We start from the raw sequence: 16553 nt of genomic DNA, 5'->3' as shown, positions 1-16553 counted from the left end.
CAAGGCCTCGATCTTCCGAAGCTTCTCGCGCAGCTGCGACTCGCTGGTCATTCTGATCTCGTTACCCGCTCCGAACCAGGGTCACCCCATCACCGCGCGCCGGCGGCGTCAATCATCCCGACCGCGCTATCCAAAGCATTCCGCGCAAGTCAAGCCCGGGCACCGGTGATACTATCGTGACGCTCACGGTTGCCATCAGCACCATCTGGGCGATGAAGATCGCCAGCGACGCATGCGTCTCGTCGATCTTGACGAAATTCGTGAGATAGGTCGCGAGGAAGCCGAGCACGAGATAGTTCGACAGCGTGTGGCTCATGAGGATGCTGATGAAGAACAGCATGCGGCGCCACTGGCTGCGGACCACGGCCGAGAGCGGTGGGGCTTCCGTGCGCAGACGCCGGCGTTCTTCTTCCGATGATGATCTACGCGTCGAGCTTCCTGATCCGGCCGCTCGGCGGGATCGTCATGGGACGCGTGGGTGATCGCCTGGGGCGCCGTACCGCCCTCTTCATCTCGGTGAGCGGCATGTGTCTGGTCACTGCGGCGACCGCGTTCCTGCCGAGCTACGCCGTCGCCGGCAGCTTTGCGACCGCGGGTCTCGTGCTCTGCCGCCTGGCGCAGGGCTTCTTCGCCGGCGGCGAGTACACGGCCGCGACCGCCTATATCGTCGAGCAGGGAGACAGCAGGCACCGCGCGCTCCGCGCCTCCTTCTCCCCGGTGGCCGCTTATGCCGGCACCGCGATTGCGGTCGGCATCTTCACGCTCGTCTCGGCCATCATCGGTGCGGAGAGCATGGCGGCCTGGGGCTGGCGCCTGATGTTCGGGCTCGGCGTGCCGCTCGGGCTTCTCGGTCTCTGGATCCGCACCCAGATCGATGAATCGCCGGAGTTTCTGGCGATCGAGTAGAAATCCGAGACCTTTCCGAAAGCAATGGCTGCGGGCTTGGTGAGATTTTGGCTCATCGCACAAAATTTTCTGTTGTGCCTTCTGGCGCGTGTTCGATGGAGAGTCACCCATGAAGCTGGATGGGATCGACATCAAGATCCTCCACGAACTCCAGAAGAACGGTCGCATCACCAATGTCGAGCTTGCCGAGCTGGTGAATTTGTCGCCCACCGCTTGTCTCGTGCGTGTGAAGAGACTGCAGGCCGAGGGCTACATCGAGGGCTACGCTGCCCAGATCAACGCGCGCAAGCTCGGACAGACGCTGACCGTGTTCACCGAGGTGACGTTGAAGAACCATCGACAGGCCGACTTTGCCCGTTTCCAGTCGGCGGTCGACAAGATCGACCAGCTGAGAGAGTGTCATCTGGTCTCCGGAGGTTACGACTACATGCTGAAGTTCGTCACCGCCAGCGTCGGCGAGTACCAGGCGATCATGGAGCGTCTGACCGCCATGGACATCGGTATCGACAAGTATTTCAGTTTCGTCGTCCTCAAATCGCCGATCGTGCGCTCCCAGATGCCGCTGACCAGCCTCTTTCCGGCTTGACCAGCTGCTGCACCAACCGCTTCTACCGTTGGCTATAGGCGCGCAATTCGTCGGCATCCTGTTTCAAATTGTCGAGCCAGTCGGGATCGAGCTTCGGGACCGAGGAGAACAATAGCCGGGTATAAGGGTGCTGTGGCGCCGAGAGCCGGGTCGTCGTGATCTGCTCGACCTTCTGACCGCGATACATCACGATGATTTCGTCGCAGATCGCCTCGACGACCGACAGATCGTGGCTGATGAAGATGTAGGAGATACCAAGCTCGCGCTGAAGCTCCTTGAGAAGCTCGACGACCGCGGCTGCCACGACCGTATCGAGAGCCGACGTGATTTCGTCGCACAGGATGAGCGTGGGCTCGGCGGCGAGTGCCCGGGCAAAATTCACACGCTGCTTTTGGCCGCCTGACAGCTCTCCCGGCAACCGATGGCGCACGGATTTTGGCAGGCGCACGAGATCGAGAAGTTCGTTGACGCGCGCATCGCGCGCCTTGCCCCTCATGCCGTGGTAGAAGGTGAGGGGACGCCTCAGGATGTCTCCCACCGACTTCGCCGGATTGAGCGCGGTGTCCGCGTGCTGGAATACGATCTGGATCTCGCGGAGTTCGTTGCGGGTGCGGTTGCGGCCGGCCTTTCCCAATTCGCGTCCATTGAAGACGATATTGCCCGCATGAGCCGGCAGAATTCCGGCAATCGCCCTGGCGAGGGTCGACTTGCCGCAGCCGGACTCGCCGATGATGCCGAGATTTCGTCCCCGATCCAGCTTGAGGCTGACAGCCTGGACAGCATTGATCAGCGGCTGTCCATCGCGCGAGCGAGGTCCATAGCCGACCGTCAGATTGTCGACCTCGAGCAAGGGGCGCTTCGTCGCGCCGTCGTTGTCAGGCGCCCGCTGCTGTGTCTTCGGCCTGAATGCGGCCAGCAACTGCCTCGTATAGGGGTGCTGAGCGTCTTCCAGGATCTGATCCGTCGTCCCCGTTTCCTGGACCGTGCCGTCCTTGAGGACGACGATCCTGTCGGCGATCTGGGCGACCACGGCCAGATCGTGCGAGACGTAGACACCGGCGATGTTGTGCTGCGCCGTGACGGACTTGAATGCGCGCAGCACCTCGACCTGGGTCGTGACATCGAGCGCCGTGGTGGGCTCGTCGAAGATGACGACCTTCGGCTGGCCGATCAGGGCCATCGCGGCGGCGAGCCGCTGCAACTGGCCACCGGAGACCTGGTGCGGATAGCGGTTGCCGATCGTCTCGGGCTCCGGCAACGATAGCGCTTTGAAGAGTAAGAGCGCTTTCGCCTGCGCCTCGGCTGCGGACATGAGCCTGTGGATCCGCGCCACCCCGGTGACCTGGTCCATGATGGTCAGTGCGGGGTTGAAGGCGGCTGCAGCGCTCTGCGGCACATAGGCCACGCACGTCCCGCGAATCTTGGCGCGTTCGGCTTCCGACAGGCTCACCATGTCCATACCGGCCACGCGCACCTCGCCGCCGGTGATCGCGCAGCCTTGCCGCGCGTAGCCCATGAGCGTCATGGCGATGGTGGTCTTGCCCGAGCCGCTCTCGCCGATGAGAGCGACGATCTCGCCTCTGGCGATGTCGAGGTCGACACCCTTGATGATCTCGACCCGCCTGCCGGCATCGGTCGTTGCCTCAACCCTGAGGTTGCGGATCTCGACGAGATTTACTGTCATTCGGCGCCCCGGTCGCGGATCCTGCGTGGCAAATTGTCGATCAGGAGGTTGACGCTGATCGTGAGGCTCGCGATGGCGAGCGAAGGAAAGATGACGGCCGGTGCGCCAAAGGGCAGGCCGGCGATGTTCTCGCGAACAAGCGCGCCCCAGTCCGCGTAGGGCGGTTGCACGCCGAGGCCGAGAAAGGACAGGCCGGAGAGCAGCAGCACAATGAAGACGAAGCGCAGGCCAAGATCGGCAAGCACGGGCCCGAGAATGTTGGGAAGAATCTCGGAGGCGATGAGATAGGGCAGGCGTTCGCCCCGGATGCGGGCGACGACGATGAAATCCATCGTATTGACGTTGACGGCAAGCGCACGGGCGAAGCGATAGGCGCCTGGCGTGTAGATCACCGACAGCGTCCCGATCAGTGCCGGGATCGACGAGCCGACGGCGGCGACCACGACGAGGCCGAACAGCTTGCTCGGTATCGAGTTGAGCGCATCGAGAAAGCGGCTCAGCATGCTGTCGTACCATCCCCCGGCGACGGCTGCGGTCATGCCGAGCGCGACGCCGCTGAAACAGGCGATGGTGACGGCGGCGAGGGAGATGCCGAGCGTGTAGCGGGCGCCCATCAGGATGCGCGAGAAGATATCCCGGCCGAGATAGTCCGAGCCGAACCACAGGTCCCGGCTCATGGGTCCAAAATAGTCGGTATCGACGATCTCGCCGACGGAATGCGGGATGATGCGCGGAGCGAACAGGGCGATGCCGGTCCAGAGAAGGATGATGCCGACGGCCGACATGCCCACGAGGTTGAAGCGATAGCCCAATCGCATGCCCAGCCGCTCAGTCGAGGTTGAATCCGTCATCGCAGCCTCGGATTGGACAGGACGGCGACGATGTCGGCAGCCGTGATCAATGCCAGGTAACCCAGGCAGAAGATCATCGCGCATGTCTGGATCAGCGGGAGGTCGCGGGTCGAAACGGCATCGACCATCAGTTTTGCGACGCCGGGATAGTTGAAGACGGTCTCCACGATGATCACGCCGCCGAGCAGATAAGACAGCGAGAGCGCGACCGCGTTGACGATCGGACCGAGCGCATTGGGCAATGCATGTCTCAGCACGATCCGGGGACGCGAGGCGCCCTTGAGGAGCGCCATCTCGACGTAAGGGGTGTTCAATGTCTCGACTACCGCGGCGCGGGTCATGCGGATCATCTGCGCCGAAACGCCGAATGTCAGCGTCATAACCGGCATGGCGTAGATCCGAACCAGGTCATGGACCGACTTGACCTCGTTGGTGAGCGACAGGGCCGGGAGCCATTTGAGATAGACCGCGAAGAGTAGCACCGCGAGCGTCGCGATCATGAACTCCGGCACCGAGATGATGCCGATGGTCCCGACGGTCACGATGCGGTCGTACAGCGTGCCGCGCCATATCGCAGCAGTGATGCCGAGCGTGAGCGCGAGGGGCACCGCGATCGAGGCGGTCAGCCCTGCAAGCTTCATCGTGTTGACGAACCGGCCGCGTATCAGAGTGGCGACCGGGACATTGTTCGCGTAGGACGTGCCGAAATCGCTCTGGAAGAGGCCGGCCATCCATTTCAGGAAGCGAATGATTGCGGGATCGTTGAGATGCATTGCCTTGCGCAGGCCCTCGACGGCTTCCGGAGTCGCGGACTGCCCGAGCAGGATCGTGGCGGTATCGCCGGGCAGGAGCGCGGTCGCAAAGAAGACAGCAAAGGAAACGATCACGAGCGTGATCAAGGCGATGAGAAGTCGTCTCACCACGAGGAAGGAAACCTGTTTTTTCACATTCGTGCTCCGATGCCACACCGATCATTCCTGTCAGCTCGGGCTGCCACCCCGGCATACCGAGCGGTGATCTCGCTTTTGCGCCGCTCAGGCGGTCAGCCAGACGTATTCGGCGAAGGCGTAGCCCATCATGCCGCCGAGCGGATTGGGCTCGAGTCCCTTCAGCTTGGCGGTGATGGCATCCACGTTGGAGATGTAGGCTGGGATGATGGTGCCGGCTTGTTCCGACACCAGGACCTGCATCTCGTTGTAGATCTCGTGACGCTTGGCCTGATCGAGCGAGCCGCGAGCCTCGACCAGCATCTTGTCGAATTTTTCCGAGGTGAAGCGGCTCTCGTTCCACGGCGCATCCGACTTGTAGAGCAGGGAGAACAGGATGTCGGGTGTCGGACGCGGGTTGATGTTGCCGAAATGGATCGGCGCCTTCAGCCAGTAATTGCTCCAGTAGCCATCGGGGGGCACGCGCTTCATATCGAGCTTCATGCCGATCTGGGCGGCGCTGGCCTGGATGATCATGGCCATGTCGATCGCCGAACCGGGTGCATCCGAGGTGATGACCTCGACGGTCTGACCGAGCACACCGGCCTTCTGGAAATGGAATTTGGCCTTGTCCGGGTCGAACGATTTCGGCTTGAGTGCGGCATTGTGGTAGACGTTGGCGGGCGACACGGGTTGGTCGTTGCCGACGACGCCAAAGCCGCGCAGCGCCGATTTGACAATCTGCTCGCGGTTGACGACGTATTTCATGCCCTCCACGAAATCCCTGTTGTTGCCGGGCGCCATGTCCATGCGGATGTTCAGGTTGGTGTAGGTGCCCGACGTGGTCGCGGACAGCGCGAAGCCGCTCTGGCCGTCGAGGAGGCGCACCGATCGCGGGTTGATCGAGGCGGCGAGGTGAATGTCGCCGGACAGCAGGGCATTGATCCGGGCGTTTTCATCGGGAATCGCGAAGAACTCGAATGAATCGACGTTCGGGCCACCTTTGAAGTAGTTCGGGTTCCGCACGCCGATCGAGCGCTCGCCGGGAGTAAACTGCTTGCACTTGAACGCGCCGGTCCCGTTGCCCGAGGAGAAATCGGTCGTGCCGTCGGCCACGATCATGAAGTGATGCATGGACAGGATCGTCGGCAGGTCCGCGTTGGGGCTCGCCAGCGTGACCTCGATGGTCGTCTTGTCGACGGCCTTGAAGTCGGTCATCTGGGACGCGATCGCAGCCACCTTCGATCCGGTGGCCTTGTCCAGATGGCGCTTCAGCGAGAAGATGACATCGTCGGCGCTGAGGTCCTTACCATTATGGAAGGTGACACCTTTCTTCAGCTTGATCGTCCAGGTCTTGGCATCGCCGCTCTCGATTGACTCGGCGAGCTCCATCTGGGGCACGCCGCTCTGGTCGAGAAACGTCAGGCGGTTGTAGAACGAGCAGCAGCGAACATAGTCGGTCGAGAGCGAGGCCTTGGCCGGGTCGAGCGTGTCCGCGGTCGATGACGACCAGGCCGCGGCTTTCAGGGCGCCGCCCTTCACGGGTGTTGCCGCCACCGCCTCCGATGCGCGGCCGAAGATGGTGCCGGCGGCAGCCACGGCCACACCATTTGCGAGCATCATCTTCAGCAGGTCGCGACGCGAGGCTCCGCGGCGGATCGCGTTCTCGATCGTGGCATCGTCTGAACCAGACCAGTTTGTCGTCGTATCGCTCATGTCAATCCCTCGTCGATGGCTAAGGCTACGGCTCGTACTGCGGTGAGCGGCAGATTGTTCTGTCGCGCATTGTGGTGGATGCCGGCGCGGTCCCTTAAAACGACCGTGCCGCGCCTTCACTCAGGATTGCATTCTTTCCCGCGATCGAAGTCTCGCAGGATAGTTCCGCGGCTTTGGCCGAAAAAATCGCGAGCCGCGGCACAAAATTGCGAAGTTGCCGCTGTTTCTAGTATTTCGGACCTGCGTCCAGCCGGCTCATTGTGCATGCCTATTAATGTTGCAGCGAGGCGCGAACTTCGGCATCGGCCAGCGTATCGTCGAGCGTCCTAGCGGTGCGCTCGACGATGGCGTCGATCTCGGACTCGGAGCAGCAGAGGGGCGGAGCACAGCCCAGTACGCCCGTCGGGAAAGCGCGGATGACGAGACCCTGCTTCCAGGCGCGGTCGAGGATGCGTTTTGCCGGCTCGGCCGCAGCGGGAAACGACGTCTTGCGTTGCTTGTCGGTGACGAGTTTGACCGCGGCCAGCATGCCGCGCCCGCGGACGTTGGCTCGGCATAGAATGCGGCGACGCGGAGGCGTCCGTCACGGTCGCTCCCTTGGCTGATCTCAGCACCTTGACGCCGGCCGCTTCGTGACCCCGGTACGAGGCGATCGGGTGGATGGGATGGGCACGATCGCGTTCAATGAGCGAATTGCTGAGCATCAAGTCACCGTTCATCCGAAAGCCTGGCTGGCGAGGGCGAAGGTGGTCAATGGCCCGCAGGATCGCGCAACGATGGGACGCTGCATGGCAATCCCTTCGTCAACCCGGGCCAGTCCCTGGTCCGCGAGCCAGGCGCTCAGTTGAGGGCGTTCAGCCGTATCCACGCGGACGAAGCGTCCTTCGCTTTGGGCCATGAAGAATTCAATCAGCGCTTTCGCGTCATCGACGTTTGCGGCGACCACGGGGCCGATCACCTCACCTCTGCCGAAGGCGCGTGAGGCTGCAAATCCGGCGATTCCCTGGCCGCGATCGAGCACGGCCAGCTGGCCGACCTTCGCAATTGCACGCAGCAGATCTCTTCGATCGGCGGCGTAGGCACTCTTGTCCAGCTCGATGATCCCGAAGATATCGTGCGCCTCGGCCGGCCGAACTTTGGCGGGCGACGCAACATGCCGCACCTGACCCTGGTGCTGGACAATTGCTCCGGTCTGCCAAAAACCGAGCTTCCGATAGAGCGGGGTGCCCTCACGCGTTGCGATCAGCCTCAGCGTACGCGGCCCCGCCAATGAGATGACCGCTTCCATGAGCTGTCGGCCCAATCCGCGCCCGCGGGCTGCTTCATCGACAATGACCATGTTGACGGTCGCGACGTCCCGCTTGTAGGGCGTCATCAGGATCGTTCCGACCACGCTTCTGCTATCGGCGTCGAGCGCGACGAACCCAGCGCTCAGGTCGAGCGCCAATTGCCAGTCCTCGAGGCGGTGCGGCCAGCTGGCCTGACGCGAAAGGCGCAATGCGCCTTCGAGATGCTCAGGCTGGAAAGCGGTGAGCGAGATGGTGCTCTGGGTCATCGACTGGTTTTCCTGTCGGGAGCCAGTGTCGTATCTCGGCGATGGGTAAATCGGCTGAAGGCCGCAGCGCGAACGACATCTTCCACCGCAGCCGGTGGAAAAGCCGCATCTTATGCCGCCTTGGCGCTCTATTGTTGCCGCCCTGACATTGCGCGAGCGCACCAGGACAGGGATGATGAGCCAGTTTCGCCCGAAATACGTAACCTTCGACTGCTACGGCACACTGACCAATTTCCAGATGGCGGAAGCTGCGCAGGATCTCTATCGCGCGCATCTCCCCGAGGCGCAGATGGCTGCCCTCGTCAGGGATTTCGCGGCCTATCGGCTCGACGAGATTCTCGGTGACTGGAAGCCCTATGCGGACGTGATCCACAACGCGCTGGAGCGCGCCTGCAGGCGGAATCACGTCGCCTTCAAGGCCGAGCATGCGCAGATGGTCTACGACCGCGTGCCGAGTTGGGGACCGCATCCCGACGTTCCTGCCGGCCTTGCCAAGGTCGCCAAGGAGATTCCGCTCGTCATCCTCTCCAACGCGATGAATGCGCAGCTGCCGTCCAATGTGGCCAAGCTTGGGGCGCCCTTTCACGCCGCGCTCACCGCCGAACAGGCCCAATCCTACAAGCCGCGCATGAAAGGCTTCGAGTTCATGTTCGATACGCTGGGCTGCGGTCCGGAGGACGTGGTGCACTGCTCCTCGTCCTTCCGCTACGACCTGATGACGGCGCACGACCTCGGCATCAAGAACAAGGTGTGGGTCAATCGGGGGCACGAGCCCGCGAATCCCTATTACGGCTATGTCGAGATCAAGGACATCGGCGGGCTCCCGGCCGTGTTCGGGCTCTGAGCCGGCGGGACCTGCGGTGAAATACGTCTCCTATTGGCACGATACCGCACCAGGCTTCTCAGGTGGCGCCGAAGGTCCGGTCGAGGGGCACTATGACGTTGCGGTGATCGGCGGCGGCTTCACTGGCCTCGGAGCTGCGCGCCAGCTCGCGAAGGCGGGAACGAAGGTCATCGTTCTCGAAGCAGACCGGGTGATCGGCGGCGCTTCGGGCCGGAACGGCGGGCATCTCAACAATGGTCTGGCCCACAGCTATCTCGCTGCCAAGGCGGAATTGGGCAAGGAGCGCGCCATCGCCCTCTACCGTGCGCTCGACGCCTCGATCGACACGCTCGAGGCGCTGATTGCGGAGGAAGGGATCGATTGCAATTTCCGCCGGGCCGGCAAGCTGAAGCTCGCCTCCAAGCCGAAGCACTTCGATGCCATCGCTCGGAACTTTGACGCGGTCCATCGTGAAGTCGATCCGGACACCGCCTTGCTGTCTCCCAAGGGTCTGAGCGGGGAGATCGGCTCGCCGTTCTTCGGCGCGATGCTGTCGAAGAAGAGCGCGATGATGCATATGGGCCGCTATGGCGTCGGGCTCGCCGAGGCGGCCAAGCGCCGCGGTGCGGTCATCTTCGAGAAGGCACCGGTCACGTCGCAAGCGCGAGAAGGATCGCGCCATCACCTGACGACGCCGCGCGGCAGCGTCACCGCCGATCAGGTGCTGCTGGCGACCGGCGCCTACACCACGCCGAACTTCGGCTATTTCCGTCGGCGCATCGTTACCGTCGGCAGCTTCATCATCGCGACCCGTCCGTTGGACGCGGCCGAAATCGCGGCCACCATGCCGGGCAACCGCACCTGCGTTACCTCGATGAATGTCGGAAATTATTTCCGGCTGGCTCCCGACAATCGCCTCATCTTTGGCGGACGGGCGCGCTTCTCGGCGACATCCGATCAGCGTTCCGACGCCAAGAGCGGCGCCATTCTCGCCAATGGTCTCACGCGGCTCTTCCCGCAACTCGCCGGCATACCGATCGACTATTGCTGGGGCGGGCTCGTCGACATGACCAGCGACCGCTTCCCGCGCGCCGGCTATCGGGACGGGCTCTGGTATGCGATGGGCTATTCGGGTCATGGCGCGCAGCTCTCGACCCATCTCGGCATGACCATCGCCGACGCGATGCTCGGACGTGAAGATCAAAATCCGATGAAGGGCCTCGATTGGCCGGCCGTGCCCGGCCATTTCGGCAAGCCATGGTTCCTGCCGCTGGTCGGAATGTACTACAAGATGCTGGATCACGTGCGATAGTTCGAAGCTGGCAAGAGCGCGGTCAGGCGCTCTTGCCGCTCAGTCATCGCTCAGCCCAATCCACCGATATGGAAGGTCTTCATTTCGAGGTATTCCTCGATGCCGACCTGCGCCCCTTCGCGCCCCACGCCGGATTGCTTGACGCCGCCGAAGGGGGCCACTTCCGTCGACACCATGCCGGTGTTGAGGCCGACCATGCCGGCCTCGAGCGCCTCGGCAACGCGCCACGACCGTTTGAGGTTCGCGGTGTAGAAATAGGCCGCAAGTCCAAAGGGCGTCGCATTGGCGATGGCAATCGCCTCCGCGTCGGTCTCGAAGCGGAACAGAGGCGCGACGGGACCGAAGGTTTCTTCGTGGGCCAGCACCATGTCGGTGGTTGCGTTGGTCAGAACGAGCGGAGCGGTAAACTGCGCCCCCTTGGGCAGCGCAACCGTCCGGGTCGCGATACGGCCGCCCTTGGACAGGGCGTCGGCGACATGGCGGTTGATCTTGCTGATCGCCGCCTCGTTGATCATCGGTCCAATCGCCACACCGGGCTCGAGGCCCGAGCCCACCTTCATGTCGTTGACACGGGCGACAAGCTTCTCTGCGAAGGCATCATAAACGCCGGCCTGGACCAGGATCCGGTTGGCGCAAACGCAGGTCTGGCCGCCATTGCGGAACTTTGACGCGATCGCCCCCTCAACCGCGAGATCGAGATCGGCGTCATCAAAGACGATGAAGGGCGCGTTGCCGCCAAGTTCGAGGCTGACGCGCTTGACGCTGTCGGCCGCGCCGCGCATCAGCAGCGAGCCGACCCGGGTCGAGCCCGTGAACGAGATCTTGCGCACCGTCTCGTTGGCCAAGATCTCGGCGCCGATCTCGGTCGGCATACCCGTGACGACGTTGATCACGCCCGGCGGAATTCCGGCGCGCTCGGCCAGCACCGCAAGCGCCAGTGCCGAATAGGGCGTGAAATCCGACGGCTTGATCACGACGGTGCATCCTGCCGCGAGGGCGGGAGCGACCTTGCGCGTGATCATCGCGTTCGGAAAATTCCAGGGGGTGATGATTGCGCAGACGCCGACCGGCTCCTTGAGGACGACGATGCGCCGATCGGCCGTTGGTGAAGGGATTGTGGTGCCGCCGATCCGCCGGGCCTCCTCCGCGAACCATTTGACGAAGGAGGCGCCATACCGGATCTCACCCTTGGCCTCGTCCAGCGGCTTGCCCTGCTCGAGCGTCAGGATGCGCGCCAGGTCGTCCAGATGCGCAATCATGAGGCCATGCCAGGCTTCCAGAAGCGCAGCGCGCTCGGCATTGGTTTTGGCGCGCCAGGCGGGGTAGGCAATCGCGGCGGCGGCAATGGCGGCGCGGGTGTCGTTCCGTCCCATATCCGGTACGGTGCCGAGACTGGCCTGTGTCGCCGGGTCGATCACGTCGATCGTCGCGCCCGAGAGGGCGCCGCACCATTGGCCGCCGATCAGGCCCTGTTGCCGGAAGAGATCCTTGTCACTCAGCTTCTGCATTTGATGCTCCTTGTCGATCAGGAGAGACGGGAAAGTACGGCTGCGGTGATCGCCTCGGTGCGCTCCTTGCCAGGAACCGTACCGATGCCGTGGGACGTGGTGGCCTCGAGAGCCGCCATGACGCGTGCCGCTGCTTTGGTCTCGCCGAGATGCTCGAGCATCATGGCGCCGGACCAGATGGCCGCGATCGGATTGGCGGTGCCGAGATGGGCGATATCGGGTGCCGAGCCGTGGACGGGCTCGAACATCGACGGAGCCTTGCGCTCGGGATTGATATTGGCGGAGGCGGCAAAGCCGAGCCCGCCCTGGATGGCGGCGCCGAGATCGGTCAGGATGTCGCCGAACAGGTTGGAGGCGACGACGACGTCGAGGCTCTCCGGCGCCATCACCATGCGGGCGGCGAGCGCATCGACGTGATAGCTCGTGCATTCGACATCGGGATAGTCGGCGGCCACGAGTCGCGTCACCTCGTCCCAGAACACCATCGAGTATTTCTGCGCATTCGACTTAGTGACCGAGGCAAGCTTCTTGCGCCGCTTGCACGCCTGCTCGAAGGCGAACCGCAGGATCCGTTCGACGCCGGCGCGCGTGAACACGGAGGTCTCGACCGCGATTTCGGCGGAGGTGCCCTGATGCACGCGGCCGCCGGCGCCTGAATATTCGCCTTCGGTGTTCTCGCGGATGCAGAGGATGTCGAATGCGGTCGTCTTCAGCGGACCGTTGACGCCGGGAAGCAACCGATGCGGCCTGACATTCGCATACTGCGTGAACCCCTTGCGGATCGGCAGCAGCAGGCCATGCAGCGACACGGCGTCGGGCACTTCGGCCGGCCAGCCGACGGCGCCGAGCAGAATCGCGTCGAACCTTTCGAGCATCTTGATGCCGTCGGCAGGCATCATCGCGCCGGTCTCCTTGTAGTGCGCGCAGGACCACGGAAATGTCGTGCCGCTGAGCGCAAAGCCGGACTGCTTGGCAGTTGCTTCCAGCACGGTCCATGCGGCGTCGGTCACGTCGCGGCCGATGCCGTCGCCGGGGATGAGTGCGATTGCGTAAGTCTTCATGAGAGCCCTCCGATGTGGATGAGCACGCTCTTCGAGCGGCGGTTGGCGTGATAGGCTTCGCGGCCGAGATCCTTGCCGATGCCGGAGTGCTTGTAGCCTCCCGTCGGCAGGATGTGATCGCGCGAGCGGCCGTAGCGGTTGACCCAGACGGTGCCGGCAGGAAGAGCGCGCGTCATCCGCATGGCGCGCGAGACATCGCGAGTGAAGAGGCCGGCGGCAAGACCGTAGGTCGGGTGATCGGCAAGCGCCATGGCTTCGTCTTCAGTGGTGAATGTCTGAAGCGTCAGCACCGGCCCGAAGATCTCCTCGGTGATGGCGACAGAAGATCGATCCACCTTTGCAAGAAGAGTGGGCGCATAGAAATAGCCCTTGGCCTCGATCGGCTCGCCGCCGGTCAGACACTCGGCGCCCTCAGCGCGGGCTGCCTGCACGATCCTGTGGATCCGCGATCGTTGCTTTTCGGAGATGATCGGGGAGTAGGTCGTCGCAGTATCCCAGGTCGGACCGGCCTGGACGGCCTGCATGCGGACGATGATGGCGTCGACCAGCTGCTCGGCCACCGAGGCGTGAGCGATCAGCCGCGATCCGGCGACACAGGCCTGGCCGGCATTTGCGAGGATGCCGCCGGCAATCGCGGCGGCGGCTTGATCCAGATCGGCATCGGGCAAGACGATCTGCGGGCTCTTGCCGCCGAGCTCGAGCGTCATGGGTTTGATGCCGGTGCGGGCGATGTTCGCCATGATGGCAGCGCCCGCGCCGGTCGATCCGGTGAAGCTCACTTTCGCAATGTCGGGATGTCCGGTGATGGCAGCGCCGGTCGTCGGTCCATCGCCGAGTACGATGTCGATGAGCCCGGCAGGCAGGCCCGCCTTCACCGCCGATTGGGCGAGGAGGATGGAGGAGAACGGGGTCATTTCGGACGGCTTCAGCACGACCGCGTTGCCCGCGGCGAGGGGCGGTCCGAGCTTCCATCCCGCCATGTTCACCGGAAAATTCCAGGGTGTAATGGCGCCGACGACCCCGTAAGGCTCGGTCATGATCATGCCGAGGTGCGCGTCATCGGTGGGCACGAGGTCGCCGCCCTCCTTGTCGGCGAATTCGGCGAAGAAGCGGATCTGCTCGGCGGTGACCGCGATGTCTCCCGCGACGAGCTGACCGACCGGGCGGGTGGATGAAATCGCCTCGACCCTGGCGAGCGTCTCGGCTTCACTCTCGATGAGATCGGCCCAGCGCTTCAGGACGTTGGCTCGCTCGCGTGGACGCGCGCCGCCCCAATTGCTCGTCTTCAACGCCTTTCTGGCGGTTTGAGCGGCCTCGTCCACGGTCTCGGCGGAGGCGACCGGACATGCGGCGTAGTGCGCGCCGTCGGACGGCCGGTGCAGCGGAAGCAGACCGGGCGACTCCAGCAGCCGATCGCCGATGAAATGGCCGATCGGCAGCTGAATCTGATCGGGATCGAAGCTCTGGCTCATGACACCGTGACGTAGATCTTGCGAACGGTCTCGATCGTCTTCCACAGGCCCGTGAATCCGGGCTTCATGACGAAGCTGTCGCCGGCTCTGAACGTGATCGGGGCGCCGCCCTCCGGCGTGATTTCGATCGTGCCGGCGAGGATGTGACAGAACTCGAAGGTCTCTCCCTTGATCGAGCGCGTCTCGCCGGGCGTTGCTTCCCAGACGCCTGTGTGCACGAGTTCGCCCTTGGCCTCGTCCTGCGCCCAGGTCTTGAAGTGGGGCGCGCCGGCAACGAGCCGCTCCGGCATCGGGCCGGATTCTTTCGGGGCGAAAGTCGGATTGGGGTCGATCCGTTTCAGCAGCAAGTTGGGCTCCTCTCAGTAACCACGGGTCGATCGACGAGCCCGACGAGGTCGAGGCCCGCTTCATACCGCTTGATATTGTCGATGACCGCGCGAGCGGCGGTATCCGCCTGGGTCACGCCGGCAACATGCGGGGTCAGCAGCACCTTCGGGTGGGCCCACAAGGCATGATCGCCGGGCAGAGGCTCCGGTTCGGTCACGTCGATGACCGCGCCGGAGAGCTGACCCGCATCGAGAGCAGTGAGGAGCGCATCGGAATCGAGCTGCGCGCCGCGCCCTGCATGGACGAGGCTCGCGCCTTGAGGCAATTGCGCAAGGAGTTCGCGGTTCAGGATTCCGCGCGTGGCTTCGGTGAGGGGCAGCAGGCACACGAGGATGTCCGTTTCGCCGAGCATCTGGCCGAGACCTGCATCGCCGCTATATGTTGCAACGCCATCGATCGTCTTGCCCGACCGGCTCCAGCCGCTCAGGCGGAAGCCGAAGGGCCTCAGGCTTTCCAGCACGGCGCGGCCGAGCACGCCAAGTCCAAGGACCCCGATCCGCCGGTCGGCGGCCTGCTTCTGCGGCAGAGCCCGCCATTCGCGGCGTCGCTGCAAATCGAGGTAGGCGGGAAAGTTGCGGTGAAGCGCCAGCACGGCGAGAGTGACATATTCCTGCATCATCCGGGTGATGCCGTCTTCCACCATTCGTATCACCTTCACCTGCGGCGGGATCGCTGTCAGCCGAAGTTGATCGACGCCGGCGCCGACCGAAAACAGGATCTCGAGGTTACGGTATTGTTCCAGCGCCTCCGGGACGGACCAGGTGATGATGTAGCGTATGTCGACTGGAGAGACCGTGGCCGGACCGATGGCGAAGGGCAGGTGTGGGAGGTCGCGCGTGAAGGCCTCACGAAAAACAGCCCCGCGCTGTGCGTCGGAATTGAAGAGAAAGGTCATTGTCGAATTCGGACGCGCTGGGAATGGCGAGCTTGCCGGATTGAACCAAGCTATCGGAACCGCAATTTCGCCCGGTGCCGAATGTGGTTGCGATTTGGTGCAATGTTTTGTTGGGCGGCTGTTCCGGAACGCAATCTGCGGCGGAGCCCGGTATATGCTGGGCCTGGCCGAACTCGCATTGCACGTCGTACCGTGCCTCGCGAGATATACTTTCGGGCGCCGGGAGGAGTTGTGCGGCGTGGATGTCGATGACGTTCTCGAAGAGGATGGAATTCCTTACATCTTCATTCGGCCGAACGAGCACCGAACGCTAAAGAATCCTCAATCGATGCGCCGAGTGCCGCTCATAGGTGACGTTGTCCGGCTTGGGTTTCTTCAATATCACGCCCTCAAAAAGCTGGGACACAAGCTCTTATTTCCGAAGCTTCGAGCGGCCAGCGATCGGACACCACTTGGCGACACGTTTTACGGTGACTGGACCAAGGTACAGAGCGTCGCAGGCCCAACGCCGCCGAGCAGAAGAAGGTTTTCCATTCGTTTCGCAAGAGCGGAGGCGCCCGGCATCGTTCGTGTTGAATTGGGTCAACCGCCGGGTCGTTTTCTGTCACGTCCATCAGGCCGCGAGATGGAAGAACAGTCTTAACCTTTCATCCCGGGTCGTTGGCCATGTGCGCGACGGTCTGGAAGCAATCGCCGCATAGAAGTCGCTCGGAGCCATCAGCTCGGCATCGCGTGGCAGCACATCATCATTGAAGACCTCCTCGCTCATGCGCAGGGCGTTGGCTAGGTGGTCATCTTCGGCGAGATCGAGCTGGAAAGGGCGGTTTGTTTTAATTTGAGTGGCTTCTTTGCGAGAAGACATGATCGAAGG

Annotated in this window: 17 protein-coding genes and 1 pseudogene; 5 read left to right on the top strand and 13 right to left on the bottom strand. The window is 63.2% G+C overall.

The window, feature by feature from the left end; genetic code table 11:
• Nucleotides 1-112: 112 nt before the first annotated feature.
• A complete protein-coding gene (locus EAV90_RS22635; protein ID WP_164937057.1) occupies nt 113-364 on the bottom strand; it encodes an MFS transporter in 252 nt (83 codons plus the stop codon).
• A gap of 50 nt (nt 365-414) precedes the next feature.
• Here EAV90_RS22635 and EAV90_RS22630 point away from each other — a divergent pair, with 50 nt between their 5' ends.
• Together EAV90_RS22630 and EAV90_RS22625 are read left to right on the top strand one after the other, a co-directional pair.
• Nucleotides 415-906, top strand: coding sequence for an MFS transporter (locus EAV90_RS22630; protein ID WP_129144696.1), 492 nt, complete (start codon nt 415-417; stop codon nt 904-906).
• Between the two features lie 109 nt (nt 907-1015).
• On the top strand, nt 1016-1492 hold the full coding sequence (locus EAV90_RS22625; RefSeq protein WP_129144695.1) for an Lrp/AsnC family transcriptional regulator: 477 nt from the start codon (nt 1016-1018) through the stop codon (nt 1490-1492).
• Between the two features lie 22 nt (nt 1493-1514).
• Here the strand turns inward: EAV90_RS22625 and EAV90_RS22620 are convergent, their stop codons facing one another.
• The 6 genes and pseudogenes from EAV90_RS22620 to EAV90_RS22595 form a co-directional block, all read right to left on the bottom strand.
• Nucleotides 1515-3176, bottom strand: coding sequence for an ABC transporter ATP-binding protein (locus tag EAV90_RS22620; protein ID WP_129144694.1), 1662 nt, complete (start codon nt 3174-3176; stop codon nt 1515-1517).
• On the bottom strand, nt 3173-4027 hold the full coding sequence (locus EAV90_RS22615; RefSeq protein ID WP_129144693.1) for an ABC transporter permease: 855 nt from the start codon (nt 4025-4027) through the stop codon (nt 3173-3175). Before EAV90_RS22615 ends, EAV90_RS22620 begins: the two co-directional genes overlap by 4 nt.
• A complete protein-coding gene (locus EAV90_RS22610) occupies nt 4024-4974 on the bottom strand; it encodes an ABC transporter permease (protein ID WP_122401690.1) in 951 nt (316 codons plus the stop codon). Before EAV90_RS22610 ends, EAV90_RS22615 begins: the two co-directional genes overlap by 4 nt.
• Before the next feature lie 87 nt (nt 4975-5061).
• Nucleotides 5062-6669, bottom strand: coding sequence for an ABC transporter substrate-binding protein (locus EAV90_RS22605; protein WP_122401691.1), 1608 nt, complete (start codon nt 6667-6669; stop codon nt 5062-5064).
• A gap of 271 nt (nt 6670-6940) precedes the next feature.
• A pseudogene (locus tag EAV90_RS22600) lies at nt 6941-7216 on the bottom strand (aspartate aminotransferase family protein); the annotation flags it as partial.
• A 168-nt stretch (nt 7217-7384) separates the two neighbouring features.
• The gene (locus EAV90_RS22595; RefSeq protein WP_122401693.1) at nt 7385-8224 is read right to left on the bottom strand and encodes a GNAT family N-acetyltransferase; all 840 of its coding nucleotides are present in this window, start codon (nt 8222-8224) and stop codon (nt 7385-7387) included.
• 175 nt (nt 8225-8399) lie between these two features.
• On the opposite strand from EAV90_RS22595, the gene EAV90_RS22590 reads away from it, so the two are divergent.
• Both EAV90_RS22590 and EAV90_RS22585 read left to right on the top strand, forming a co-directional pair.
• Nucleotides 8400-9068: a haloacid dehalogenase type II gene (locus EAV90_RS22590; protein ID WP_122406474.1), complete on the top strand. Its 669-nt coding sequence runs from the start codon at nt 8400-8402 to the stop codon at nt 9066-9068.
• Nucleotides 9069-9084: 16 nt separating this feature from the next.
• Nucleotides 9085-10359: an NAD(P)/FAD-dependent oxidoreductase gene (locus tag EAV90_RS22585; RefSeq protein ID WP_129144692.1), complete on the top strand. Its 1275-nt coding sequence runs from the start codon at nt 9085-9087 to the stop codon at nt 10357-10359.
• A gap of 50 nt (nt 10360-10409) precedes the next feature.
• Here EAV90_RS22585 and EAV90_RS22580 read toward each other — a convergent pair whose 3' ends face one another.
• Genes EAV90_RS22580 through EAV90_RS22560 form a run of 5 tightly spaced genes read right to left on the bottom strand, consistent with a single transcriptional unit; the run spans nt 10410 to nt 15682 of the window.
• Entirely contained in the window at nt 10410-11867 is a 1458-nt protein-coding gene (locus tag EAV90_RS22580; RefSeq protein WP_122401695.1) for an NAD-dependent succinate-semialdehyde dehydrogenase, read from the bottom strand.
• Nucleotides 11868-11884: 17 nt separating this feature from the next.
• Entirely contained in the window at nt 11885-12928 is a 1044-nt protein-coding gene (locus tag EAV90_RS22575) for a tartrate dehydrogenase (protein WP_122401696.1), read from the bottom strand.
• Nucleotides 12925-14400, bottom strand: coding sequence for an aldehyde dehydrogenase family protein (locus EAV90_RS22570; protein ID WP_129144691.1), 1476 nt, complete (start codon nt 14398-14400; stop codon nt 12925-12927). The genes EAV90_RS22575 and EAV90_RS22570 overlap by 4 nt, the downstream gene beginning before the upstream one ends.
• The gene (locus EAV90_RS22565; protein WP_174221631.1) at nt 14397-14690 is read right to left on the bottom strand and encodes a cupin domain-containing protein; all 294 of its coding nucleotides are present in this window, start codon (nt 14688-14690) and stop codon (nt 14397-14399) included. The genes EAV90_RS22570 and EAV90_RS22565 overlap by 4 nt, the downstream gene beginning before the upstream one ends.
• A gap of 47 nt (nt 14691-14737) precedes the next feature.
• Nucleotides 14738-15682, bottom strand: a complete 945-nt coding sequence (locus tag EAV90_RS22560; RefSeq protein ID WP_129144689.1) for a 2-hydroxyacid dehydrogenase — start codon at nt 15680-15682, stop codon at nt 14738-14740.
• Between EAV90_RS22560 and EAV90_RS22555 the strand changes: the two genes are divergently transcribed.
• On the top strand, nt 15666-16325 hold the full coding sequence (locus EAV90_RS22555) for a site-specific integrase (protein WP_129144688.1): 660 nt from the start codon (nt 15666-15668) through the stop codon (nt 16323-16325). The genes EAV90_RS22560 and EAV90_RS22555 overlap by 17 nt on opposite strands.
• Here EAV90_RS22555 and EAV90_RS22550 read toward each other — a convergent pair.
• Entirely contained in the window at nt 16296-16544 is a 249-nt protein-coding gene (locus EAV90_RS22550; RefSeq protein ID WP_129144687.1) for a hypothetical protein, read from the bottom strand. The genes EAV90_RS22555 and EAV90_RS22550 overlap by 30 nt on opposite strands.
• Between the last annotated feature and the right edge of the window lie 9 nt (nt 16545-16553).

Source organism: Bradyrhizobium vignae, assembly GCF_004114425.1.
GTDB lineage: Bacteria > Pseudomonadota > Alphaproteobacteria > Rhizobiales > Xanthobacteraceae > Bradyrhizobium > Bradyrhizobium vignae.
This window is presented reverse-complemented; position numbering and strand designations above follow the sequence as displayed.